General features: G+C 65.5%; 17 protein-coding genes. 2 read left to right on the top strand and 15 right to left on the bottom strand.

The window, feature by feature from the left end; all coding sequences use genetic code 11:
• Positions 1-51: 51 nt before the first annotated feature.
• The 10 genes from J7I89_RS11880 to J7I89_RS11835 all read right to left on the bottom strand — a co-directional run bounded on the left by J7I89_RS11880 (position 52) and on the right by J7I89_RS11835 (position 11384).
• Entirely contained in the window at positions 52-780 is a 729-nt protein-coding gene (locus J7I89_RS11880) for an ABC transporter ATP-binding protein (RefSeq protein WP_214970367.1), read from the bottom strand.
• A complete protein-coding gene (locus J7I89_RS11875; RefSeq protein ID WP_214970364.1) occupies positions 780-1685 on the bottom strand; it encodes an ABC transporter permease in 906 nt (301 codons plus the stop codon). Before J7I89_RS11875 ends, J7I89_RS11880 begins: the two co-directional genes overlap by 1 nt.
• Positions 1682-3715: a glycosyltransferase gene (locus tag J7I89_RS11870; protein WP_214970361.1), complete on the bottom strand. Its 2034-nt coding sequence runs from the start codon at positions 3713-3715 to the stop codon at positions 1682-1684. Before J7I89_RS11870 ends, J7I89_RS11875 begins: the two co-directional genes overlap by 4 nt.
• The gene (gene glf / locus J7I89_RS11865) at positions 3712-4896 is read right to left on the bottom strand and encodes a UDP-galactopyranose mutase (protein WP_214970358.1); all 1185 of its coding nucleotides are present in this window, start codon (positions 4894-4896) and stop codon (positions 3712-3714) included. The genes J7I89_RS11870 and glf overlap by 4 nt, the downstream gene beginning before the upstream one ends.
• Positions 4897-5092: 196 nt before the next feature.
• The gene (locus tag J7I89_RS11860) at positions 5093-6163 is read right to left on the bottom strand and encodes a glycosyltransferase family A protein (protein WP_214970355.1); all 1071 of its coding nucleotides are present in this window, start codon (positions 6161-6163) and stop codon (positions 5093-5095) included.
• 10 nt (positions 6164-6173) lie between these two features.
• On the bottom strand, positions 6174-7352 hold the full coding sequence (locus tag J7I89_RS11855; RefSeq protein ID WP_214970352.1) for a glycosyltransferase family 4 protein: 1179 nt from the start codon (positions 7350-7352) through the stop codon (positions 6174-6176).
• Positions 7349-8344 carry a Gfo/Idh/MocA family protein gene (locus tag J7I89_RS11850; RefSeq protein ID WP_214970349.1) on the bottom strand — a complete coding sequence of 332 codons (996 nt, stop codon included), beginning with the start codon at positions 8342-8344 and terminating at the stop codon, positions 7349-7351. The genes J7I89_RS11855 and J7I89_RS11850 overlap by 4 nt, the downstream gene beginning before the upstream one ends.
• On the bottom strand, positions 8344-9435 hold the full coding sequence (locus J7I89_RS11845; RefSeq protein ID WP_214970347.1) for a DegT/DnrJ/EryC1/StrS aminotransferase family protein: 1092 nt from the start codon (positions 9433-9435) through the stop codon (positions 8344-8346). The genes J7I89_RS11850 and J7I89_RS11845 overlap by 1 nt, the downstream gene beginning before the upstream one ends.
• Positions 9432-10031, bottom strand: a complete 600-nt coding sequence (locus J7I89_RS11840; protein WP_214970345.1) for an acyltransferase — start codon at positions 10029-10031, stop codon at positions 9432-9434. Before J7I89_RS11840 ends, J7I89_RS11845 begins: the two co-directional genes overlap by 4 nt.
• A 63-nt stretch (positions 10032-10094) precedes the next feature.
• Positions 10095-11384: a nucleotide sugar dehydrogenase gene (locus tag J7I89_RS11835; protein ID WP_214970343.1), complete on the bottom strand. Its 1290-nt coding sequence runs from the start codon at positions 11382-11384 to the stop codon at positions 10095-10097.
• A gap of 242 nt (positions 11385-11626) precedes the next feature.
• On the opposite strand from J7I89_RS11835, the gene J7I89_RS11830 reads away from it, so the two are divergent.
• On the top strand, positions 11627-15718 hold the full coding sequence (locus tag J7I89_RS11830; RefSeq protein WP_214970341.1) for an FtsK/SpoIIIE domain-containing protein: 4092 nt from the start codon (positions 11627-11629) through the stop codon (positions 15716-15718).
• Between the two features lie 6 nt (positions 15719-15724).
• On the opposite strand, the gene J7I89_RS11825 is transcribed toward J7I89_RS11830, so the two are convergent.
• Positions 15725-16222, bottom strand: a complete 498-nt coding sequence (locus J7I89_RS11825) for a hypothetical protein (protein ID WP_214970339.1) — start codon at positions 16220-16222, stop codon at positions 15725-15727.
• Between the two features lie 245 nt (positions 16223-16467).
• On the opposite strand from J7I89_RS11825, the gene J7I89_RS11820 reads away from it, so the two are divergent.
• Positions 16468-16716, top strand: a complete 249-nt coding sequence (locus tag J7I89_RS11820; RefSeq protein ID WP_003804966.1) for a WhiB family transcriptional regulator — start codon at positions 16468-16470, stop codon at positions 16714-16716.
• 92 nt (positions 16717-16808) lie between these two features.
• Here the strand turns inward: J7I89_RS11820 and J7I89_RS11815 are convergent, their stop codons facing one another.
• From J7I89_RS11815 to J7I89_RS11800, 4 genes are read right to left on the bottom strand one after another with little or no spacing between them, the layout of a single operon-like run.
• Positions 16809-18278 (bottom strand): sensor histidine kinase, encoded by a 1470-nt coding sequence (locus tag J7I89_RS11815; protein WP_214970336.1) that lies wholly within the window; start codon positions 18276-18278, stop codon positions 16809-16811.
• Between the two features lie 32 nt (positions 18279-18310).
• Positions 18311-23164 carry an NAD-glutamate dehydrogenase gene (locus J7I89_RS11810; protein ID WP_214970334.1) on the bottom strand — a complete coding sequence of 1618 codons (4854 nt, stop codon included), beginning with the start codon at positions 23162-23164 and terminating at the stop codon, positions 18311-18313.
• A gap of 57 nt (positions 23165-23221) precedes the next feature.
• A complete protein-coding gene (locus J7I89_RS11805; RefSeq protein WP_214970331.1) occupies positions 23222-24565 on the bottom strand; it encodes a chromosome partitioning protein in 1344 nt (447 codons plus the stop codon).
• Positions 24562-25206: an SAF domain-containing protein gene (locus tag J7I89_RS11800; RefSeq protein ID WP_214970328.1), complete on the bottom strand. Its 645-nt coding sequence runs from the start codon at positions 25204-25206 to the stop codon at positions 24562-24564. Before J7I89_RS11800 ends, J7I89_RS11805 begins: the two co-directional genes overlap by 4 nt.
• Between the last annotated feature and the right edge of the window lie 20 nt (positions 25207-25226).

Genomic DNA, 25226 nt, shown 5'->3' with positions numbered 1-25226 from the left:
GCCGGTTGCCGGCACGCCCCAAGGGGGTGGTTCGTGAGTGACGCAGTTGCCTTAGCGGTTCCGCAACCGGCTGATGACTTCGCCCACGGGACCGTCCATGACAACCGCGCCATGTTCAAGCAGCACTCCGCGTTCGCAGACATGGGCGACCAGGTCAAGGTCATGGCTTACGACGATCAGCGTCTTTCCCGCTGCTGCCAGTTCCTTGATTTTTGCAAGGCACTTCTTCTGGAATGGCTCATCGCCCACGGCCAGGATCTCGTCGACCAGGAACACGTCGGGGTCCGTATGGACAGCGACGGAAAACGCCAGCCGGAGGTACATCCCGGAGGAATAGAACTTCACTTCGGTATCGATGAACTCGCCGATCTCGGCAAACTCGACAATGGCGTCGAACTTTTCCTTGATCTGCGCTTCTGTCATTCCGAGGATGGCGCCGTTGAGGTAGACGTTGTCCCGTCCTGACAGGTCAGGATGGAAGCCTGCACCGACCTCAATCAGCCCTGCCACCCGGCCGCCGGTGCGGACCGTTCCCGAATCGGGCAGCATGACCCCGGAAATGTGCTTGAGCAGCGTCGATTTGCCGGAACCGTTGAGGCCCAGGAGCGCCACGGTCTCGCCGTGTTCGACGTCGATCGAAAGGTCCCGAAGGGCGTGGAACTTCTTGGAGAGGTCGCCCTTGCGGCCCCGGATCAGCCACACGAGGGCTTCCTTGAGTGACCTGGTGTGCCGCAGGACAAACTGCTTGTTGATGTTGCGTATTTCTATGGCGGTAGTCATCACAGCTCCTGCGCGAAACGGCCTTCGAGCCTGCGGAACGTCCACTGGCCCAGGAACAAAATGAACAGCGACACCAGCAGGCCCACCGGGATCCACAGCGTGACCAGGTTCGGCGGGCTGCCTTCCGCACCGGCTGTGGTGGGAAGCCAAAACGCATGGTGGAACGCTTCGACGGCGATCGTGATGGGGTTGAGCTGGTACACGGAGAACCAGAGGTCCCCCGCCTTGGCCTGGACCATCCGCCAGGAGTACAGCACAGGCGAAACCCAGGTGGCCACCATCAGCAGCAGGTCCACGAAATTCTCCGAGTCCCGGAAATAGACGTTCACTGCCCCGAAAAAGAGTCCCAGCCCGGTAGCGAGCAGCGCAATGATCAGGAAGCCCGCGACGGCGGTGTACGCCTCAACCAGGCCCGGGCGCCAACCGCTGAACAGGCATGCGACGACCAGCACGAACATCTGCGGCAGGAAATGCACCGCTGACACCCACACCGATGAAACCGGGAACAGCTCACGGGGCAGGTAGATCTTGTTGATCAGGCCGCTGTTGTTGACGATCGATCGCGTCGCCGTGCTCAAGGACTCGGTGAAGAAGTTCACCAGGATGATCCCGGAGAACAGGTACACCGCGTAGTTCGGCAAACCTCCCCTGTTGGTCGGGCTCTGCTCCAGCCCTAGGAAGACGCCGAGGGCAATATAGAACGCAACGAACTGCACACCGGGTTTGACGTAGGTCCAGAGCAGGCCCAGCACTGACCCCCGGTACCTGATCCTGAGTTCCTTGCGGACCAGGAGTTTCAGGAGGAACCGGGAGCGGAACACATCAGCAAGCCCGTTCCCGGTTCCCGGTGCCACCAGGGCACGTTCGGCGTCCTGGTGCGTCGGGGAGGTACGTCCGCTAGTCACTGATTGGGTTTCCGCTGATCTGGGCCCGAGTCGGTCATGGACTCGAACGTCTTGCGCCAGGCCTCGGGAGACGTGAAGTTGGGCAGTTCGTTCTTGTAGGACTCCGACAGCTCGTCCCAGCGCGCCAGCACGCGGGCGTGCAGGGTCAGGCTGCGAAGCAACTGCTTGCGGAAGCGGACGTTGTCCCGGCGGTACCAGGATGCGCCCGTTCCGTCAGACGCCGAGACGATGGCCGAATCCAGGTGGGACAGCCGCCACCAGCGTGCATCCGCCGCAGGAACAACGGCCTCGGGGTTCTGCGACGCTGCGGGGTTAACGCTGCGCAGCTGGCGAAGCGCACCGGACAGCGCGCTGGACACGGTCTGCGCGAAGTTCTTGGGACGCGAGGGAACCATGCCGAACTTTGGCAGGTGCAGCCTCTTGACCGGAGGAAACTTCGTGATGTCATTGGTGACCTGGGCGTCGGGGAAATCCGAGCGGACCTGGCGGATCTCAGGGAGCTTGCCGCCAATGGTCCGGTGCAGGTGGGACGGGCCGTCGAGCAGGTCCTCGAGGGCACTGTTGCGCAACTCCACGGCCGAATACTGCAGCGAGAGCAGATGCCGGACGTCCTGGAGGAAGCTCTCGATGGGCAGCCGGCCGCCCTTCTCGTACGGCGAGTAGAGCATGGCCGCGACCCACCGGTTGCGCTGGTGGAAGTAGGCCTGCCAGTCAATGGTGTCGTCCTTCTCGGTCCAGGGCATGTGCCATACGGCCGCCCCGGGAAGGCTCACGGTGGTGTACCCGTTGGCCTTGGCCCGGATGCCGTATTCGACGTCGTCCCACTTGATGAAGACCGGCAGTGCTAGGCCGATCTCCCTGATGATCGACGTCGGGATCAGGCACATCCACCAGCCGTTGTAGTCGACGTCGATTCGCCGGTGCATCCACGGCGTGGTGCGAAGGTTGCTGGAGGCGAAGTCGTGGGCGATCTGCCCCTCGCCGATCGGCTGATACTGGAACCGGTACTCGTTGATGCACTCGCCGAAGTTGTGGATCACTGAACGCTCAAAGAGATTGAACATGTGTCCGCCCACGATCGTGGCGCCGCGGGTGAAATCGGCGAAGTTGACTGCGCGGAGCACACCCTCCGTTTCCACCACGACGTCGTCGTCCAGGAGCATGACGTACTTGCTCTGGCCGTCCTGCACGGACTCCTGCATTCCGCGGGCGAAGCCGCCGGAACCGCCCAGGTTGCCCTGCTCAATCAGCCTGAACTTGTCGCCAAGGACGGCGGCGGCTTCCTCGAAGCCGGGCTCGTCACGGACTTTCTGGGTCCCCTGGTCGGTGACAATGAGGCGGTCCATGACCGCCACCAGGTCTTCCGACTCCGCGAACGTGCGGAGGTGCTTGACGCAGTAGTCGGGGCGGTTGAACGTGGTCACGGCAATGGAGAGTGTCCCGGGGCTGAAGCCTTCGGGCTGAGGAACCGACCAGTCGGCCTGCTTCAGCGTCACGTCGCTTCCGTGCGCGACGAGGTCGAACCAGTACCAGCCGCCGTCGGCGAAGCTGGTCAGGGACAGCTCGCACGTCGCGGTGGCCCCGCCGGTGACATGCATGCTCTGGACACGGTTTGAGCTGCCGCGGGGGCTGGACTTGTAGACAATGACCGTTGCCTCGGCATTCACTTCAATGCTGAGCCGGACTTTCTGGACGTCCGTGTGGGCGCGCCAATAGCTGGCGGGGAAGGCATTGAAATACGTTCCAAAGGAAACCCTGCGGTGCGCGGGGAGTGACAGCCGGCGGCGGTCAAGGATGAAGTCCGCGCGAACCTGGCTTCGCTGCGAGACCACAGTAGTCGACGCTGCCGCGCTCCGCTTGGACGTCGAGTCCTGAGTGTCCACGACTCTCCGCGCTGCGTCGAAGTCAACGTACAGCGGAAGGGTGTCGGTGTCGCCGTCAACCGGGAAAACCACCCGGTGCACTGTCTTCCAGACGGTCCCGTCCGTGGCTGATTCGGCTCCTTGCCGGAACTCTGTCGCTACGCTCATGCGTCTACTCCTCCGCTTTCCAGCTTCGCACCGCCGCTGAAGTGCGGCTTGATCTTGTTGTCGAACATGCTCAGGGCCGATCCAATGGCCATATGCATATCGAGGTATTTATACGTGCCCAGCCGGCCGCCAAACAGCACTGAATCCTCATCACGGGCCAGATCCCGGTATGCCAGCAGCTTCGAACGGTCGACGGCGGTGTTCACCGGGTAGTACGGTTCGTCGCCCTTTTCGGCGAAACGGGAGAACTCCCGCATGATCACCGTGGCGTCCTTCGTGTAGTCGCGTTCCGGGTGGAAGTGCCGGAATTCATGGATCCGCGTGTAGGGAACCTCTTCGTCCGGGTAGTTCATCACGGCGCAGCCCTGGAAGTCCTCCATGGGCAGGACCTCCTCCTCAAGGTCGATGGTGCGCCACGAGAGGTCACCTTCGGCGTAGTTGAAGTAGCGGTCAACCGGCCCCGTATAGATGACCGGAACCTGGCCCCGCACCGACGCCTGGCCGAACTCGCCGCCGTCGAAGAAGTCGGTGTTGAGGTGAACCTCAATGTTGGGGTGGTCGGCCATCCGCTCAATCCACGCGGTGTAGCCGTCCACCGGCAGGCCTTCGTAAATGTCGTTGAAGTAGCGGTTGTCGTAGTTGTAGCGGACCGGGAGGCGGGAAATGATCTCCGCCGGGAGGTCCTTCGGGTCCGTCTGCCACTGCTTGCCGGTGTAGTACTTGATGAACGCCTCGTACAGGGGCCGGCCGATCAACTGGATGCCTTTGTCGTTCAGGTTCTGCGGATCAGTGCCCGCAAGCTCCCCGGCCTGCTCCTGGATCAGTGCCCTTGCTTCCGCCGGCCCCATCGAGGCCCGGAAGAACTGGTTGATGGTGCCGAGGTTGATGGGCATCTGGTACACCTCGCCTTTGTGGCTGGTGTAAACCTTGTGCTGGTAGTTGGTGAACGCAGTGAAGCGGTTCACGTACTCCCAGACGCGCTCGTTCGAGGTGTGGAAGAGGTGGGCGCCGTAGCGGTGGACTTCGATGCCTGTTTTGGCCTCATTTTCGCTGTACGCGTTTCCACCGATGTGGTGGCGGCGGTCCAGGACCGCAACCTTAAGTCCAAGCTCCGTGGCGGCGCGTTCCGCGATTGTCAGGCCAAAAAAACCCGAACCGACTACGACGAGATCAGCGTTCACAACTCTCCTGTGTGTTTTGGGGGCAGCCAAAATTCCTTTGTCCGCCTGGTAAAGATTACCCGATCTGGCTTCCGGGGCCGGTATCGGCGGGGGCGGCAGCAGCGCCTTCCGGACCACGAAGGGCCAGGGGTTCCATGCCGACATGGACTGGCCGCCCATGGCATGTGCGGTCAACGGGCCGTGCCGGAGGCATGCGCTACCTGCGGATTGAAACGATCTTTTCCGCGCCGTAGTACCTGAAGTTGCTTTCAAGTCGCAGGTTGTCCCACAGGCGAGGCGTCACGATTTGCGTCCGGTAGCCCCCGGAAGGCCACCGGTTCAATGCTTCGGCAAAGGTTTCAAGGCTGACCTGAGGCGATTCAGCCAGCCGGAGCAGCTCGCGCTCGGCAACACTGAGCGGCCGTTCAACCGCAGGAGCCAGTGCCTTGAGAGCTTCCACTGCCGTTGCCAAGGCTGCCCGGTCATCCGCGGTCCAAGCAAAGCCGTTCCGTCGCCTGTGCATAGCCGCCAACAGGTGCACGCGGAGGAGCTTGACCGCAATGGCGTGCCGGGCACGGCTCGGCAGCTCCCTGAGCCAAGCCGCCTTGACCACGTGATGAAGCGCCCGGAACTCTTCGGTCAACGGCAGCATATCGCCGGTGACACGCTCCACGGCGTCCTCTCCCACGACGTAATTGCCACCGGCACGCCCCATCTCGATCCGGCCACCGCCAAACCACATACGAAGGCCGAATTCCATGTCCTCACCGCTACGGAGGCCTGCTGTGAACTGGATGCCGAGCCGCTCAACCGCGGAGCGCCTCAGCAGGCCCAGGGGCGCCGTGCGATAAGCAACCCGATCGCGGATGGGGTGCAGAGGCCCGCCGCGTAGCAGACGCAACCGCGGCGTGCGGACCGTCGATCCGCCCTGCAGCCGCATCCGGGCGACCACCGCGTCTGCCTGGCTGGAGTCCGCCTGGTCAATCCAGCTGGAGAGGGCATCACCCTCCAAATAGTCGTCGGAGTCCAAGAAGGCAACGTAGCGGGTGGTAACTCGCCGAAGCCCTGCATTCCGAGGCCCGGCCGGGGATGGAACCCCGTCGACGAATTCCAGGAATTCAATATCTGATTGCGGGGGGCCTGACAGTTGCGCCTGGACATCGTTGGCGGCCAGCCCATGGCAGACTACCAGGACCTTTACCTGACCGGGATGTCCGGCGGCAAACGCCGACTCGACAGCCCTTTTGATTGGACGGTTCAGCTGATGAACCGGGATCACGACGGTCACGGCATAGTCGCTAGTCATTGATTTCTCCAAGTCGTCGCCGGCGGGCAGCCAGCACTTCCGCCGCGGCCAGCCGGCCCGATGCAGCAAGCGAAGCGTTGTCGCGCACCCATGCGACACGGGCCGGGCCCTGCGGATCGGGCCGGCTGATTGCCGACGCCATGGCTCCGGCAACACTGTCGACGTCGTACTTTGCCGCTTCGCCGAGTCCGTTGTCCGCGACCAGCGCCGCGCCCTCTCCGGTTCCCGCGAAGATCACGGGGGTTCCGCACCCGGCGGCGGCATAGATTTTGGTCGGTTTCGCAAAGTCATAGCCTTGGTCCGGCTTGATGCTGACCAGAGCCGCCGATGCCCCGCGGATCCAGCGCGCCGCCTCCGCCGGAGGAATGACCCCGCCGAAGTGCACGCGGCCCGGAACTGTCGTCGCCGCGAGTTCCTTCAGGTGGGGCTCATCGGAGCCCTGCCCGAAGAACCGGATACTGGTGCCGGGGTGCTCGGCCAACACCGCCGGCAGCGCACGGATGAAGATGTCCGCGCCCTGCCACTCGGACATGGTTCCGGTGTACACGAAGTAGGGATCGCCGGACCCGGCTGACTCGCCGTCCGGACCGAAGACGGACGTGTCGATGCCATTGCCCACGACAACTACACGCGCCGCAGGGACGCCAAAATGCTGGACTTTTTCCGCCACGGCGTCGGAAATGGCGATGACCTTGGCGGCGCGGCGCAGCGCGAAGCCTTCGGCCGCCCTCATCACCCGGATGACAATGCCGGGCACGTCCGTGGCGGACAGTGCCTCAGTCCAGATGTCGGCGGCATAGTACACAAACGGCCTGCGCCTGATCGCTGAACTCAAGGCCACCATGACCCCCGTGGTGGGTGGCGGCTCGGAGACAACGACATCCGCCTGGGAGAACAACAGGCGAAAGAATGCCGGCAGATCGAAGCTCATGTACTGCACGTAGCCGCGAACGTTGCCGCCCGCGTCGCGCAGCACCGGCCACCGGGAAAGCTTGTACGGCGCCGTGAAGGCAGGCGAACCGTGTGGCGGCCGCGTGGTCAAGACACTGACCTCCGCGGCGTTTGCCACCAGTCCGTCCACCAGCGCCTGCAGCCTGAATGATGCCGCGCCCACCTCGGGCGTGAACAGCCGTGAGGCCACGGTGACCCTGACGGGTCTCTTGTCAGTCACGAAGCGGCAATCTGCACGATCTGCCGGCTCGTGGCTGATTCCAGCACGGCTTCGGCTACCCGCAGGGTGTCAAGGCCTTCCTGCATCGTGACCACGTCGCTGCGCAGCCCGAGTACGGCGTCCCGGAAGGCCTCGTGTTCGGTCCGCAGGGGTTCGGGCTTGGGGATCGCAAGGCGCGTGACGTTGCCCTCCGAGACTCCCCGGAATGCGGCCATCGATTCCCATTCGGTGGCGACGGTGCCGTTCTCGAAGAACGTCAGGTCGGCGGTGATGGTGTCGGCCACGAAGGCGCCCTTCTCACCGGTGACAATCGTCAGGCGTTCCTTCATCGGGGAAAGCCAGTTGACCAGGTGGTTGGTGATCACGCCGTTTTCGAGGTGCCCGGTGGCCGCGACCATGTCCTCGTGCGGGCGGCCGCTGCGGGTGGTGATGTGGGCGAAGATGGACGTGAACCGGCTCTGGGCCAGCCAGGCCGTCAGGTCGATGTCGTGCGTGCCGAGGTCCTTGACCACGCCGACGTCGGCGATGCGGGCCGGGAACGGGCCCTGGCGCCGGGTGGCGATCTGGTAGACCTCGCCGAGTTCGCCGGCCTCGATGCGTTTGCGCAGGGACTGCAGGGCTGGGTTGAACCGTTCGATGTGCCCGACGGCTCCGACCAGCCCGTTGGCTGCAAACGCATCAACCATCCGCTGCCCCGCTTCGGTGCTCGAGGCGATGGGCTTTTCAACCAGCGTGTGGACGCCGGCCTCGGCGAGGGCGAGCCCCACCTCCTCGTGCAGTCCGGTGGGCACGGCAACCACTGCCATGTCGATGCCCGCGGCGATGAGTTCCTCAACGGAAGACAGCACGCCCAGCTGGCCGGCAACTCCGTGGGGATCCCCGTAGGAATCCGCGACGGCCACCAGGTCAACGCCGTCGAGCTCCCGGATCACGCGGGCGTGGTGACGGCCCATCATTCCCAGGCCGATCAGGCCAACGCGAAGGTTTCCCATCAGGCGCCTGCCTGGACGAGCTTGTTGACCGCCGTCACGATGCGTTCCAGGTCGGCCTGGCTCAGGGACGGGTGGACCGGCAGGGACAGCACTTCCTTGGCCGCGGTTTCGGTGTTCGGCAGGTCCTCGGTGCGGTTGAACGAGGGAAGACGGTGGTTGGGGACCGGGTAGTACACGCCGGTGCCGATGTTGTACTCCTCGCGCAGGGCCTTGGCGAGGCCGTCGCGGTCCTCGGTGACGCGGATCGTGTACTGGTGGTAGACGTGCGATGCACCTTCGGCGACCGTGGGCGTGCCGACACCCTCGAGGTTGTCCGTCAGGAACGCGGCATTGCTCTGGCGCTGTTCCGTCCAGCCCAGGACCTTCTTGAGCTGCACGCGTCCGATGGAGGCGTGCAGGTCCGTCATCCGGGCATTGAAGCCGACGAGTTCGTTTTCGTACTGCTTTTCCATGCCCTGGTTCCGCAGGAGGCGCAGGTTCCGTTCCACGGTGGCGTCCGGGGTGGAGACCATGCCGCCCTCACCGGAGGTCATGTTCTTCGTCGGGTAAAGGCTGAACATGGCGAACTTGCCGAACGTTCCGACCCTCTGTCCGTTGAAGCTGGCGCCGTGGGCCTGGGCGGCGTCCTCGTAGAGGTCGATGCCGCGCTCGTCAGCGAGCCTGGTGAAGCCTTCGACGTCGAACGGGTGGCCGTAGAGGTGGACCGGCATGATGCCCTTGGTCTTGTCCGTGATGAGGGAGGCCACGTGGTCCACGTCCAGCGTGTAGTGGTCCAGCTCGATGTCGGCAAACACGGGGGTGGCGCCGGTCAGCGCGACCGAATTGCCGGTTGCGGCAAAGGTGAAGGAGGGAACGATGACTTCGTCGCCGGGCCCGACGCCGGAGGCAAGAAGGCCCAGGTGCAGTCCGGAGGTGCCGGAGTTCACGGCTACCGAGGAGCGGCCGTCCAGGAGAACGTCGGAGAACTCCTTCTCGAATTCGGCGACCTGCGTGCCTTGGGCGAGCATTCCTGTTGCCAGAACGGCGTCGACGGCGGCCCGCTCGTCGTCGCCGATGATCGGCTTCGCGGCGGGGATAAAGTCGTAGCTCATGCGTTCTCCTCAGATTCTTTCAGGGAATTTCCGTCTTCAATGTACTTGGCGCCGGTGGCAGGACACACCCAAAAGCCGCCCTCCTGCCGCAGCGGTTCCCCGGCCTTGCCGACCCATCCGAGGCGGCGCGCAGGGACGCCCGCAACGAGTGCGAAGGCGGGAACATCCTTGGTGACCACGGCGCCGGCCGCGACCGTTGCCCAGCGCCCGACCGTCAGCGGGGCGACGCACACGGCGCGGGCACCGATCGAGGCGCCGTCCTCGATGGTCACGCCGACAGGCGTCCAGTCGTGGGCGCTCTTCAGCGAGCCGTCAGGGCTGACTGAACGGGGGTACGTGTCATTGGTGAGCACCACGGCCGGGCCGATGAAAACCCCTTTGCCGAGTACGGCCGGCTCGTACACCAGGGCGTAGTTCTGGATCTTCGTGTTCTCGCCGATCTGCACGCCGGTGCCGACATATGCGCCGCGTCCCACGATGCAGTTCTTGCCAAGATTGGCCTGTTCGCGCACCTGGGCAAGGTGCCAGACCTTCGTGCCCTCGCCCAGTATTGCCTGATCCGAAACGTCGGCGCTCGGAGCAATGGTCGTCGTCATACTTTGGTTCCTCTCAAAAGTGCTGACGCCGCAGCCCGCCAGGGCCGCAGCAGCGAGACGGTCTCAGGCCTTGCCAATGACCCGGTAGGTGACCCCGTCCCACCGGTCAGCGGAGCTCACGCGACGGCCGTCAATAAACGCCTTGACGCCCGGCAGGTCAGCGGGCAGCAGTTCCCGGTATTCGGCGTGGTCCGCCTGGACGACGGCCGCGTCAACGGGCTCGCCGAGGTGATACGCCGCGAAGCCGAGCTTGTCCAGTTCCGCATCGCTGTACAGCGGATCGTGCACGAATACCTCGGCGCCGCGCTTCTCGAGCGACGTGACAGCGTCAAAGACGCCGGAGAACGCCGTCTCCTTCACGCCGCCGCGGTACGCGGCACCCAGGACGACGACGCGGGCGCCGGTCAGGTCCCCGTACGCACCTGCGAGGAGGCCCACCGTGTAGTCGGGCATGTCGGCGTTGGCAGCGCGGGCCGCGCGGACCACGGTCGCCTCCGGATCATTCCAGAGGTACAGGCGCGGATATACCGGGATGCAGTGGCCCCCGACGGCGATGCCCGGCTGGTGGATGTGGCTGTAGGGCTGGGAGTTGGAGGCTTCGATGACCTGGTAGATGTCAATGCCGGCCGTGGCGGCGAAACGCGCGAACTGGTTGGCCAGCCCGATGTTGACGTCACGGTAGGTGGTCTCGGCCAGCTTGGCCAGTTCGGATGCCTCCGCGGACCCCAAGTCCCAGACACCGTTGGGCCTGCGGAGGTCGGTGCGCGCGTCGAAGTCCAGCACGGATTCGTAGAACTCAACGGCCTTCGCCGCGCCCGCCTCGGACAGGCCGCCGACGAGCTTGGGGTACTTGCGCAGATCCTCAAACACCCGCCCGGTCAGGACCCGCTCCGGGGAAAACACCAGGTGGAAATCCTTGCCCTCGACCAGCCCGGAACCGGCTTCAAGGGCAGGCTTCCAGCGTGAGCGGGTGGTCCCGACCGGCAGGGTTGTCTCATAGGACACCAGCGTTCCCGGCGTCAGGTGCTTGGCCAGTTCAGCCGTTGCACCGTCCATCCAGCCAAAGTCAGGCTTGGCATCAGCGTCGACAAACAGCGGCACAACGAGCACCACGGCGTCCGCGCCGGGCACGGCGTCGGCGTAATCGGTGGTGGCGCGGAGTTTGCCTGCCGGCACGAGTTCCGAAAGCTTCTCCTGCAGGTGGGCTTCACCGGGGAACGGCTCCGTGCCCGCGTTGATGAGCTCCACCACCTGCTGGTTGACGTCGACGCCGACAACATCATGGCCCTTGGAAGCGAACTGGACAGCCAGCGGCAGCCCGATTTTCCCCAACGCAATTACAGCAATCTTCACGATTCTGATGCCTTTTCTCTCATGACTGGCAGGCGGCAGCCACGCTGCCGCACCCGGTTTTGCTTAACACTATCCGCTGTCCAGTCCTTACGCCGACTCCGCTACTCCCCGTCGGCGGGGCCCGCTGGCTGCTGCGGGGGGCCGCGCGCGGTTATCCACATAGCCGGATTCAGGCGAGCCGCCCCGGCGGCGCCGGCGCTAGCGTGGGGCCTAAGTTGCCCCGAAGAACGGAGGACCAGCCGGTGACCCTGCACTGCACTTTGGTCCGCGGCCCGGGGGCTGCGCGCCCGGATGCGGCTGTGGAGCTGACCGTCCGGGTACGGCCCGGCTGCCCCGGCGCCGAACTGGACCGTGCGGTGTCCGGCGCCTTCGGAACGCGCGAGCTGACGGTGAACGGTCTGCCGCTGGACACCATGACGGTCGGCGAGGTCCCCCTCGTCAACGGGGCGGTCCTCGTCGACGGCGGCCGGATGCGGGCGAGGCCTAGGCCCCGGCCGGCGTCAGATCCTTCCGCAGCCCTGCTGCTGGCCGTGCACAGCGGTCCGTGTGCAGGAACGGTTCTGCCCCTGCGCCGCGGAAGCTACCGGATCGGAAGAACCAACGCCGAGCTGACAATCCCGGATCCGGACCTGTCCAGGGAACACGCGAGGATCGAGGTTTCGGACACGGCCATGACAATTCTGGACCTTGACAGCGTCAACGGCACTGAAGTGGACGGCAAACGCGTCAGGAACGCCGTCATTTCCACCAGCTCGCTCATCCGGTGCGGAAACTCGACCCTGTCAGTCCTGGTTGCGGGTACGCCGGGTTCACGAATCTCCCTCTTGGGCTCCGCAGGACTGTCCGTGGCGGAGCCCCTGAACATTCCGCGCACCGCCGAGCAGGGCAGCCGGGCAGCACTCCTCCTCGGCGCCCTGCTGCCTGTCGCCCTCGGACTGGGATTGGCGCTGGTGACCGGGATGTGGCTGTTTTTGGCCTTCGCTGCCGTATCAGCGATGGCGGTGATGGTCCCCGTCCTCGCGGGCAGCCGGCGGCGCCGCGGTCTGCGGTCGGCAGTTTTGGCGGCAGCAGCAAGAGACAAGGAACGACGACGACGGTCCGCGCCGTCGGCCGCGGAGCTGGCTCTGTACTCGCCCGGCATGGTGGAGCCGGAAGGCGCCGAGCAGGCAGCCTCCGGCGTCTGGCTCCGGCTGGGAACAGCAGACCAACTGGCGAATATCCGGTTTGAACCCGAGGATCCGGACTTCCGGCTCCCCGGCCTCGGAGCTGTGCCGCTGGTTCTGGATCCTGAGCTTCCCCTAGTCACCGTTCGGGGACCGGACAACGAAACACAGGGGATGATGCGCTCAATCCTCATGCAGCTCACCGGATATCCGCTGGCGAGGGGGACCCGGATTGTGGTTCACGGACCGCCCTCCGTCCTGCCGCTGACGGCGCGGTACCTGCCTGCCGTCACCTTGCACGGGGCGGCCGGGATCACAGCGGCGCTCCTGGCTGAGGACCCCACAGCGGCAGGCGTTCCGGGAGTGCTCCTGATCGCCGGCAGCACGGCGGCCAGCACTGCCGACGCCGGGCTGATCGAGGGCGCACGGCGGCACGGTTGGCGGGTGATCCACTTCACGGACCGCGATGCGTACCCGGCGGACACCGATATCGAACTCGGCGAGCGCCGGGCCCGTTTTCACTCCCCCGCATCAACCCGGAGCTTCTTTCCCGATCTTGTTCCGCTCAATGTCTTCGACCGCTACTGCCGGCAATCCGGCCACGCCCTGGTGGATGCCGCACGTCCCGCCGCGTCGTTGCCGGCCATCTGTCTGCTCACCGACATCCTGGATGCGTCAGCAGCCGGAACGGCCCAGCGCTGGGCGAGCGGCAGGCTGATGCCTGGTCTGGCCGTTCCCATAGGCCGCAGCGCCCACGGCGTCAGGTTCCTGGATCTGGAGGCTGACGGTCCGCATGTGCTCATCGCGGGCACCACCGGTTCCGGGAAGTCGGAACTGCTCCGGACCCTTGCCGCGGCTTTGGCCCTCAGCTTCCCGCCGGACCGGGTGAACGTCCTTTTCTTCGACTTCAAGGGCGGGTCCGGGCTGGGTCCGTTGACGGCCCTGCCCCACTGTGTGGGCATGCTCACGGACCTCACCAGGAGCGAACTCGATCGCACGCTGGTGTCGCTGCGTGCCGAGGTCCGCCGGCGTGAGCAGGCGCTGGCCGCGGCCGCTGCCCCCGACCTGGCCGCCTACCGCTTGTCGAAAGCCGGCGACGAGCACCCGCTTCCCCAACTGGTCCTGATCATCGACGAGTTCCGGATACTCGTGGAGGATGCGCCGGAGTCGCTGAGTGAGTTGATGAGGATCGCCGCCATTGGCCGGTCGCTGGGGATTCATCTGGTCATGGCAACCCAGCGGCCGCAGGGCGCACTCACGGCAGATATCCGTGCCAACGTCACAACCAGCATCGCCCTCCGCGTGCAGTCCGCCCACGAGTCTGCCGACGTCATAGGAACCAACGCCGCCTCCCGCATTGCTGTCGAAACGCCGGGCCGGGCGTTTCTTGCGCGCGGAACCGAAGCCCCGGAGGTGTTTCAGTCGGCGAGCCTCTCCGGCACTCTCCCGGAAGTGGGGACCTGCGAAGTCACCGTGCTGCGGACCTGCGAGACGCTGGAAATGCCGGCGCCCGCGGCTGCCGGCGATGGGCATGCGCCGCCGCAGACTCCGGCCGCCGCGGCGATGCCGATTGCGGCGTTGACGTGTTCACTGTGGGAGTCGCTGGGCGGTGCCGCGGTGCACAGCCCCGTGGCGATGCCGCTGCCCGACGTACTGCCCTGTCCGCACCGGGCAACGGCCCCGACGGCCGCCGGGCCGAAGAGTCTTCTGCCGGACCGGACCAGTGATCTGCCGGAGCCCACCGGTGACCTGCCGGACGCCGCGGCCGCGCCGGGTGACGGCTGGCGCCTGGAGCTGGGGTGGCTGGATCTGCCTGAGGAACAGCGCCTCGCCCGGCTCAACTGGCGTCCCGGGACCGACGGACACCTGGCCTTGATCGGCGGAAGCTCCGCGGATCCCGCCGAAGCACTATCCATCACGTTGGATCAGCTCCTGGCGCATTCCACGGAGTCGCACCTCTACGTCCTCGATGCCGACGGCTCGTTCGCCGCGTTGGCGTCGTCGTCCCGGGCCGGCGCGGTCGTCAATCTCCATGACTTGCGCCGTGGCGTGCGGGTCCTGGAACGGCTGAGCGAAGAAATGTCACGGAGACTGAGCCGGCCGGCGACCACACCGGCAATTCCCCTGGTGCTGGCCATTTCCGGGTGGGGCTCGTGGGTTTCCGCGGTGCGGGCGGGCCCGCTGCTGTGGGCTGAGGATCTGGTTCACGGCTTAGTCCGGGACGGGCACGGCGCCGGCATTGCCGTCATCGTTTCTGGAGACCGTGAGCTGGTGACCGCACGCTTCTTTTCCGCCGTCCCCAACCGGATCTACTTTCCGAGGGGCGCCAGCGAAGAGAGCAGGCTGGCGTGGCCGAAGATGCCTGAAATTCCCGCGGTCCCCGGCCGCGCTGTCGCGATCGGTGCGTTGGCGGGGAACCGACAGGGCGTGTGCCAGCTCTACGCCCGGGAGGGCCTGCCCGCCCCTGAAGTCCCGCCGCAGGAATCTGGCCGCACGAGGCCTTTCAGGGTGGATCCCCTGCCCTTGCAGGTTCCGCTGGCGGAGCTGCTCGCCCGGATCCGCAGCCCGGAGGAAAGCACCGGTCAGGACAATCCTGACGCGGGGCGAACAGGGCACGGGCGCAGGCGAAACCTGAAGCTGTGTATCGGCGTGGGCGGGGACGATCTGGCTCCCGTCTCCGTGCGCGTTCCGTGCGGCGGCGTCCTTGCCGTCCTGGGTGCCGCCGGTTCCGGGAAGTCGTCGTTTCTGGGTACGGTCCGGGCCCTCAACCCGACGGCGGGCTGGCTGTTCCCGGCTCCGGAGGCGAACCAGTCCGACTATTGGGCGGAAACCCACGCCGAGGCCGTCCACGGCCGGCTCGCCAAGGATGCGGTACTGCTCGTGGACGATGCAGAACTGCTGCCCGCCGCCACACACCAGCTGTTGCTGGACCTGAACGCCTTGGGCTGGACAGTCATCCTGACTGCCGGCTTCGGCTCTGCCCTGGTGCAACGCGTCCCGCTTGCCTTGGCCGCCCGCAACTGCGGCAGCGGCATCCTGATTGCACCGCGCAGTCCCATGGACGGCGACCTTTTCGGACTGAGGTATGAACTGGAACCGAATCCTCCCCCTGGCCGCGCCGTCCTCCTCGCGGAAGGCAGGGCAATGGCCGTTCAGCTTGCTGTGCCGTGACCGGGCTCAAAGCGCGGGAGGCATACCGGCGGCGCGGGAGGCGAAGCGGATGACGCGCTTGTCGAACAGGAGCACAATGGCGGCAGCCGCCGGGATGAGCATGGCGGCTCCTGCCAGCGGATAGCCGCCTGTAAGCGTAGGGAAGCCGATGGTCAGCACGAACAGCTGGGCCACCAGTGCACCCGCCCTCGGCCAGCGGAAGCCCCGGTACAGAAACAGCGCCACTGCAGACAGCCAGGACGCGAATGCCAACAGCAGGGCCAGCGTAAACACGGCTCCCCAGAAGGACAGGACCGGCGCGCCGACCACGAGCTGGAAACCGTACCAGGCGGCGGCGGCCAACAGCGCGGTGGCCTCGGCGGCAACAATTGCCGAAATCACTGCGACCGCCCGGGGCCTTGCCCCGGCGGGCGCGGGCCGCTCCGAGCCGCTGTCACGGTCGGGAAGGCCGCTGCCTTCGGGCTCGGGGGACGGATCGGAGGGGCCGGCTGGGGGTCTTGACACACTGGCACACTACCCGACATAGTCGACTGACGGTGGGGGCAGCCCTCCGGTGTAATCCAGGTGTGATGCATCGCTCACGTTTCCGGGGGATTTCGTGCACCACTACCCCTTGTTTACACGGCGTTAACATGAAACGCTTGATCCAGATGACCAAGGGGGCCCTCAGGGCCCCTTTCCTATGTAGGCCCTAGTGAATATTTTCACAAGTGGCAAATGACTTCCCAGGAATGGAGTGACTGATCAGCATGGATTGGCGTAACCGCGCAGCGTGCCTCGACAAGGACCCGGAGCTTTTCTTCCCGGTCGGCAACACCGGGCCGGCGCTTCTCCAAATCGAGGAGGCCAAGAGTGTTTGCCGCAGGTGCCCCGTCGTGGACACATGTCTGCAGTGGGCACTGGAGTCAGGCCAGGACGCCGGTGTTTGGGGCGGCATGAGCGAGGACGAGCGCCGGGCGCTGAAGCGCCGGGCGGCCCGCGCCCGCCGCGCTTCCTAAGGCGGTATTTCACAGATTCGGCGACGGCCGCAGACCCAAGGTCCGCGGCCGTCGCTTTTTTGTGTCTTCTTAGTCGCCGTGAGGCACGCGCCTCAGCGGCTTGCGAGGCTGAGGACTATCTGGACTGCCGTACCGCCGCCCTCACGGGCCTTCCACTGGATGGTGCCCCCGAGCTCGCTGGTGACCAGAGTGCGGACGATCTGAAGCCCAAGTCCCTCCGCGTGCGGCGTGTCCGGCAAGCCAACACCGTCGTCGGCCACGGTGACGGTGAGCAACTCCTCGCCGTCGTCGCCTGCCGACCGGTCGGCGAGAAGCCAGACCGTCCCGGTGCGCCCTTCCAGTCCGTGCTCGACGGCGTTCGTCACCAGTTCGTTGATCACGAGCGCCAAGGGAGTGGCGAAGTCGCTGGGAAGCTCGCCGAAAACTCCCGACCGTTGCGTCCTGACCTGCTGGGACGGCGAGGCGACCTCGGCCGATAGACGGAACTGCCGTCCGATCAGCTCATCAAAATCAACGCTCTGTGCCAGGCCCTGCGACAGCGTCTCGTGGACCAGGGCAATGGTCGCCACCCGGCGCATCGCCTGCTCGAGCCCCTGCTTTGCCTCATCACTGACCATCCGGCGTGACTGCATCCGCAGCAGCGCGGCCACGGTCTGCAGGTTGTTCTTCACTCGGTGGTGGATCTCCCGGATGGTGGCATCCTTGGTGACGAGTTCCATCTCCCGGCGCCTGAGTTCGGACACGTCGCGGCACAGGACCAGAGCGCCGAACCGCTGCTGCTCATCGCGGAGCGGAATGGCGCGAAGGGACAGGCTGACGCCGCGGGATTCAATCTCGCTGCGCCACGGCATCCGCCCGGTGACAACAAGCGGCAGAGTCTCGTCCACCATGCGCCGGTCCCTCAGCAATCCTGCGGTGACTTCCGCCAGCGACCGGCCCTCCAACGATTCGCCGTCGCCGAGCCGCCGGAACGCGGACACTCCGTTCGGGCTCGCATACTGCACGATCCCCTCGGCATCAAGGCGGATCAGTCCGTCGCCCACGCGCGGTGCCCCGCGGCGGGAGCCCGTGGGTGAGGCAAAGTCGGGCCACAGGCCCAGGGTGCCCATCCGGAGCAGGTCATAGGCGCACTGGCGGTACGTCAGCTCAAGCCGGGACGGCATCCGCGAACTGGAGAGGTCCATGTGGGAGGTCACCACGGCCAGCGTGCGGCCGTTCCTGACCATCGGCACCGCCTCCACCCGCAACGCCATGTCGCTGCTCCAGTTGGTCTCACTGGAACGCTCAATGGTGCGGCTGGCCCACGCTTTGTCGACCAGTGGCTGAAGGTCGGACCGGATGCCCTCCCCGACGAAGTCGGCATGGAACACCGTGTGCGTCGTGGAGGGCCGCACGTGGGCAAGAGCCACGTAGCCGTAATCCGGATGCGGAAACCACAGGGCGAGGTCGGCAAAAGCGAGGTCGGCCACCATTTGCCAGTCGCCCACCAGGAGGTGCAGCCACTCGGCATCCCCCGGCCCGAAATCAGCATGTTCCCTGATGGGGTCCGTAAAGATTGCCACTGCACCTCCAGATTTCGACGCCGGGCCAATGCCTAGCGTCGGACGATTGACCTCAAGAGCCTCAATGCTACCGACAGCGACGCCATATCGTCCGCTTCGAGGGCGTTGACCTCGTCGAACATGGTCTTCGCCCGTCCCAGTTGCTCCGCGTTCAGTGCCTCCCACGCCCTGAGCCGGTCCTCGGCGGGCACGCCATGGTCAGTGGACTCAAGCACCGCCGTCGTCATGTCCGTCACCGTCGAGTACAGGTCGTCGCGCAACGCGGCGCGCGCAAGCGCCTGCCACCGGTCCGCCCGCGGCAGCGAACTGATCCTTTCGAGCAGGGAGTCGGCATGGAAGCGGTTGAACACCGTGTAGTACACGTGGGCGATGTCTTCCACCGATTCCTTGCGGGTGTGGGCGATCTTCGCAATGTCCAGGAGCACGAAGCTCTCAAAGAGCTCGGCCCAGCGGTGGGCAAGGTCTTCAGGAAGCCCCCACGCCCGTGCCTTTTCAAGCCACCCGGCCACCCGGTCACGGTCGTCGCCGCGCACATAGTCCAGGAGCCGGGCTCGCATCGGATCCATGAGCGGCTTGAACTCGTCGACGATGTCGGCGATGGGGCGGGAGGCGGTTCCCTGGCCCAGAACCCAGCGGACGGCCCGGTCCAGGAGCCTCCGGATGTCGAGGTGGACCGTGCTCCAGTGTTCGGTGGGGAATGACGCCGGAAGGTCATTGAGTTCGGACACCATGATGTCCAGCTCGTAAACCTCGCGGAGCGCTACGAAGGCCTTGGCCACCGCGACTTCACTCGCCGACGTTTCCTCCATGGTCCGGAACGCGAAGGTGATGCCGCCCATGTTGATCATGTCGTTGGCGACGACCGTGGCAATGATTTCGCGACGCAGCGGATGGGTGTCCAGTTCGGCGTCGAACCGTTCCCGGAGCTGCTTGGGGAAGTATTCCCGAAGCGTGCGCCGGAACCAGGGGTCGTCGGCCAGATCACTGTCGCGGAGCGCCGTCGCCAGCTCGATCTTGGCGTAAGCAGCGAGCACGGACAGCTCGGGAGAGGTTAGCCCCTGCCCCTGTTCGAGCCGCTCTCGGAGGGCGGCGGTCGAAGGCAAGGCTTCAAGGTCGCGGTTGAGGTCCGCCTTCTTTTCCAGCCAGTCCATCAGCCGTTCGTAGCTCGGGCTCCATTCCGCCACCTTCTGACGGTCGTTGAGCAGCAGGATGTTCTGATCGATGTTGTCTTGCAGGACGAGACGCGCCACTTCGTTGGTCATCGACGAAAGGAACCCGGCACGGTCGCCGGCGTCGAGCTTGCCTGCGGCTGCCATCCGGTCCACGAAGATCTTGATGTTGACCTCGTGGTCCGAGCAGTCGACGCCTGCGGAGTTGTCAATGGCATCCGTGTTCAGGATGACGCCCTGCAGTGCCGCCTCGATCCGCCCCCGCTGGGTCATGCCAAGGTTTCCGCCTTCGCCCACCACCTTGACGCGAAGGTCGCGCCCGTCAACCCGGATGGCGTCGTTGGCCTTGTCGCCCACCATGGCGTGCGTCTCGGTGCTGGCCTTGACGTAGGTGCCGATGCCGCCGTTGTAGAGCAGGTCGGCTGGCGCAAGCAGGATGGCCCGCAGGAGTTCAGGCGGGCTGAGCTGGGTGGTGTCCTCCGGAAGGCCGAGGGCGGTGCGGACCTGCGGGGAAACCGGAATGGACTTGGCCTGGCGCGGGTAGACACCGCCTCCTTCGCTGATCAGCCCCTTGTCGTAGTCATCCCACGACGACCTCGGCAGCTCGAAAAGCCGTTGCCGTTCGGCAAAGGAACTGGCCTCGTCTGGGTTGGGATCCAGGAAAACGTGCCGGTGGTCGAAGGCTGCCAGCAGCCGGATGTGCTTGGAGAGCAGCATCCCGTTTCCAAAGACGTCACCGGACATGTCGCCAACGCCGACCACCGTGAAGGGCTCGGACTGGGTGTCCAGGTCGAGTTCGCTGAAGTGGCGTTTGACCGATTCCCAGGCGCCCCGGGCCGTGATGCCCATCGCCTTGTGGTCATACCCCACCGATCCGCCGGAGGCGAAGGCATCGCCCAGCCAGAAGCCGTATTCTGCCGCGAGCCCGTTCGCAATGTCGGAGAACGTGGCCGTGCCCTTGTCCGCCGCGACCACAAGGTAGGAGTCGTCGTCGTCGTGGCGGACGACGTTCGTGGGCGGGACGAGCCGCTCACCCTCGGCGCTCGTGACCAGGTTGTCGGTGAGGTCCAGCAGTCCGCGGATGAACGTCTTGTAGCTTTCGATCCCCTCGGCCATCCACGCAGCCCTGTCCGCGGCGGGATCGGGCAGCCGCTTGGCAAAGAAGCCTCCCTTGGCACCGGTCGGAACGATCACGGCGTTCTTGACGGTCTGGGCCTTGACCAGCCCCAGGATCTCCGTCCGGAAGTCCTCCCGCCGGTCCGACCAGCGGAGGCCACCGCGCGCCACCTTGCCGAAGCGCAGGTGCACGCCTTCGACCCGCGTCGAGTAGACCCAGATTTCAAACTTGGGCCGGGGAAAGGGCAGGCCGTCAATATTGGCGGGGTCCAGTTTGAAGCTCACGTACGGCTTGTCCTGGTAGAAGTTCGTGCGGAGCGTCGATTCGATCAGGTTCGTGAAGGTCCGGAGGACACGGTCCGCATCCAGCGTCGCCACCGCTTCGATGGACGACGACAGCTCAGCGCGGACTTTTTCCTGCCGTTCTGCCCGCTCCAGGTCCGTCAGCGCCGGATCGAACCGTGCTTCGAACAGGGCGCTGAGCCCGCGGGTGACCTCCGGGTTGGAGAGCAGCGTGTCTGCCATGAATTCGAAGGAGTTGGTGTTGCCCATCTGCCTCATGTATTTGGCGTAGGCCCGCAGGACAACAATCTGCCGCCACGTCATGCCTTCGCGCAGCACCAGCCGGTCGAAGCTGTCGGATTCAACGGCCCCCGAAACGGCCGCGCCGAACGAATCCGCCAGCAGCTGCCCGGTGGAAACCGGCTCTACGCCGGCCGGGTACTTCAGCCCCAGGTCATAGAGGAAGAAGTCCCTGCGATCGGCGGTCTCGATCTCGAAGGGCCGCTCATCCAGCACTTCGAGACCGAGGTTGTGAAAGTAGGGAAGGATCTGGCTCAGGCTCTTGGGCTCCAGCATGTAGAGCTTGACCCGGGCGTCCTCTTCGAGTGTTGCGCCCGCGCCCTCGGGCAAATAGACATGGACGCCGGGGCGTTCCTGTACTGCCCCGGTCATCCGCTCGGCTGCGGCCCCGTACTTCTCAAACCGGGCGATGTCCTCGAGCGCGTCCTCAACCTCGTAGTCCACCCGGTAGCTGGCAGGGAAGGCCTCCGCCCAGATGGCGGCAAGCTCCTTGGTCCCGTCGTCAGCGCGCCGGTCACGCAGCACCTCGCTGATTCCTTCGCTCCAGGAGCGGGCGGCCCGGACCAGCCGCTTCTCGAGGGCATCGGCGTTGACATGACTGACATCGGCACCCTTGGGCAGGCGGATCCGGAAGAAGAGGCGGGCGAGCGCCGATTCCGTCATCCGCGCCTCATAGTCAATGGACTCAGCGTGGAAGGTCTCGCGAAGCTCCTGCTCGATCCGGAGCCGGACATTCGTTGTGTACCGGTCACGCGGTAGGTACACGACGGCGGACATGAACCTTCCGTATATGTCCGGGCGCAGGAAGAGCCGTGTCCGACGGCGTTCCTGCAGCCTCTGGATTCCGGTGGCCGTTGCGGCGAGGTCGGGAATCTCGATCTGGAAGAGTTCGTCGCGGGGGTAGGTCTCCAGGATGCCCAGCAGGTCCTTCCCGGAATGCGAATCGGGCGGAAAACCCGCACCGCGAAGAACGGCGTCGACTTTTTCGCGGACTATAGGGATGTTCTTGACGGAGTCCGTGTAGGCGCTCGTGGCAAAGAGCCCGATGAACCGCTGTTCGCCGTTCACGTTGCCGGCGGCGTCAAAACTCTTCACGCCGACGTAGTCGAGGTAGGCGGGCCGGTGCACGGTCGAGCGCGAATTTGCCTTGGTGATGACCAGGGCGCGCTTCTCCCGCGCCTTCCGCCGGCCTGCATCGGTGAGGTGCTGGACGTGATGGGTGTCTTCGCGCGCGCGCAAGAGCCCGAGGCCGCTGCTCTCACGGAGTTCCAGAACGTCCTCGCCGGCGTCGTTGACGAGGTCATACTCCCGGTAGCCCAGGAAAGTGAAGTTGCCTTCGTCAAGCCACCGCAACAGGTCCTGGGCCTGCCGGATCTCAGCGATCTGTGACTTGTGGGCCACTTTGTCCAGGTCCTCGGCAATCTGCAGGGCCTTGTTGCGCATCTTCGGCCAGTCTTCCACAGCTGCGCGGACGTCGCCGAGGACACGTGCCAGGCCGTCCCTCAGCTGCGTCTTCGCTTCATCGCTCGCGCGGCCAATCTCCACGGCAATCCAGGACTCCATGTGGGACGCGTTGTCGCCCTGTGCAATCAGGTGCGACAGGCTGGGCAGCGCCGCCGTATCGCCACTGGAGAATCCGATGTTCGACGGCACCCGGTTCACCTTGACCAATTCACCGCTTTGGCGGTTGCGCGTGACCACAAACATCGGGTGGAGTACGAGGTGAATGGCCGAATTCTGCCGGACCAGCTCGGCGTTGACGGAGTCCACGAGGAACGGCATGTCGTCGGTGACGATGTACACCACGCTTTGATCGGCGTCATCGACGATGGAGATGTTTGCTCTTCCGGGCTGGCGTATGGCTCCAACCTGCCGGTGCATGTCAGCCCGGGCGGTCAGAAGCTCACGGGGATACGCGCGGGCGTCCTCCTCCGCGAGGTGCTCATAGTAGTCCGCAAAGAAGCCCTCTTCGGCTTCCATTGGACGGGACTGATCCTCCACGCTGGACCCAGACGACATCGACAAACGCCTCCATCACAAGTTCACGGCCGCACCGTTGCAGCCCTCAACGTGAGCCTAACCCCTTAGCTTTCGCTTTGCTGTGGAAGAGAACACAGAGGATCCGCGTTTTTGCTGGGCAGGTGCACAAACCAAATTGGCGATGGCGGCGCGCAGGCGCGAATCCGGCGCCGCTTCAAGGAGCAGCGACCCGGAAAGCAGCGCGGCGTCGCTGGCGCCCGGGTCCGACGGAAGGAAGGCCTTGATGCCGGTTCCCGGCCCGTACCGGTCCCAAGCCTCACGGAGTTGCCGTTCCGGCGAGCGGCCGACCGCAGAAGCACGGACCTTGTTCAGCACGACGTCCGGGGCAACGCCCGGAACTGCGGTTTCGAGCTCCGCCAGTCCCCTGACCAGCCGGGGCACGCCGATCGGATCGGCAGCTCCGACGGCGAAAACGGTATCGGCCATTTCCAGGCTTCGGAGCGTGGCGGCATTCCGCCGCGGCGCCATGGTGTCAAAGCTCAGTTCCTCGTCGGCTTCAAGGCAGAAGCCGGTGTCCACGACGACGACCTCGGCCACTTCCCTGGCCCGCTGCAGGACAATGGACAACGCGGCGGCACGGAGCTCGGTCCAACGGTCCGCCCGCGTGATGCCGGTCAGGACGCGGAAACTTCCCGAAGTGGCAGCAACGGGGGCTGCGATGCGCAACAGCGTCTCGTGGTCGAGCAGGCCCTGGTCCGCCAGCCGGCACGCCTGGGCCAGGCCCGCTGCTTCGTCCATCAGCCCCAGAACTGCGGCCACGCTGGCCCCGTAGCTGTCCGCGTCGACGAGGAGAACTGATTTTCCAGCTGCCGCAAGCTCGCCCGCGATATTCACCGCCACGAGGGTCCGTCCCGGGGATCCTGCGGGCCCCCACACGGCCACTATCTTGCCGGTTCCGGCCACCGCCGGTACAGGGCCGGCGTCGTCGGTCTCGGGCCGCAGGGCCGCACCGGTCTCTGCCAGTCCATTCTCACGCTGCTTCACGCCGGCGAGCCCGTTACCCGTCAGCCGGTCGCCCGTGAGACCGCGGCCCGTGAGCTGGGAAACGGCATCGGAAATCCGTTCGGCCAACCCCGCCGAGTCAAGAGTGGAAACCGCCGAAGTCACGCCGATGCCGCGAAGCCTGGCGGCTTCCTCGGTGCTGTCGGTCAAGGCGATAATGGCCACGCCGACGGCGCCGAGCCTGTCCACGAGGGAAGCAGTCAGGTCCTCACTCCCTTCGGCCACGACCGCTGCCCGGGCCAGTCCGCTCTGGCAGGCAGCGAGCAGCTCCGCCAACTCCGTACACCGCCGGACCACGGTGACAGGCCCGTGGAGCCTTTCCAGTCCCCCGACCAGATCCTCCCGGGCCTGCCCGACAGTTACGACCGGGATGCTCACTTGGCGCCGCCGCCGGGATTCCACACGACGGAGATCTTGGCCTCATTGGCCTGCGCCCCGAGGATTGCGGGCATCTGTCCGTCTCCCACCAGGACCATGAGAACCGTGGACTTTGAGGACCCCAGTGCAGTTGAACCTGACGTGACCTGGGCGATTTCAGCGCCCGGCAGCAGCAGCCGCGGCTCGGCAAATCCGTTTCGTGCGTCTGGCAACGAAACCCAGACATCGACGCGCGTGCCGGCCACGGCTTGCTCAGGCAGCGCCTCCCGGACAGTAATGGCAACGGGCTTCCGGTCGAGGGCATCCACGCTGCCCAGGCTTTCCCTGGGCAGCAGCTGGTCCTTGCCGATCCGCTGCACGGCGACCATGCCTTCAGGCATCCCTGACTCAGCCGTAATGTAGTGCTGTTCCACGTCCCCCAGCCGGACTTTCACCCGGCTAACGTTTTCCGGCGTGAGCTTCTGGCCCACGGCGATCGCCTCCCGGGCGGCCAATACTTCGGTGGTCTGATCCGCGCTGCCGACGAGCGAGATGACTCCGACGACCGAGGCAAGAACCAGCAGAACGCCCACCAGGAGCCGCGGGTCCTTCCAGGAGGGCTTCTTGAGACGGGCTCCCGTGGCCGTGGCGCTGACACTCATGCGTACCGCTCCCCCTTGAC

The sequence above is a fragment of the Arthrobacter sp. ISL-5 genome (genome assembly GCF_018613835.1).
In the GTDB taxonomy this organism is placed as follows: domain Bacteria; phylum Actinomycetota; class Actinomycetes; order Actinomycetales; family Micrococcaceae; genus Arthrobacter.
The sequence above is the reverse complement of the archived record's forward strand: the minus strand, read 5'-3'. Positions and strand labels throughout refer to the sequence as shown.

Coding starts and splice junctions, on each gene's coding strand:
- J7I89_RS11845 (WP_214970347.1), bottom strand. CDS start 9,435: ATGAGCTACGACTTTATCCCCGCCGCGAAGCCGATCATCGGCGACGAC.
- J7I89_RS11850 (WP_214970349.1), bottom strand. CDS start 8,344: ATGGGAAACCTTCGCGTTGGCCTGATCGGCCTGGGAATGATGGGCCGT.
- J7I89_RS11840 (WP_214970345.1), bottom strand. CDS start 10,031: ATGACGACGACCATTGCTCCGAGCGCCGACGTTTCGGATCAGGCAATA.
- J7I89_RS11870 (WP_214970361.1), bottom strand. CDS start 3,715: ATGAGCGTAGCGACAGAGTTCCGGCAAGGAGCCGAATCAGCCACGGAC.
- J7I89_RS11820 (WP_003804966.1), top strand. CDS start 16,468: ATGGATTGGCGTAACCGCGCAGCGTGCCTCGACAAGGACCCGGAGCTT.
- J7I89_RS11880 (WP_214970367.1), bottom strand. CDS start 780: ATGACTACCGCCATAGAAATACGCAACATCAACAAGCAGTTTGTCCTG.
- J7I89_RS11810 (WP_214970334.1), bottom strand. CDS start 23,164: ATGTCGTCTGGGTCCAGCGTGGAGGATCAGTCCCGTCCAATGGAAGCC.
- J7I89_RS11800 (WP_214970328.1), bottom strand. CDS start 25,206: ATGAGTGTCAGCGCCACGGCCACGGGAGCCCGTCTCAAGAAGCCCTCC.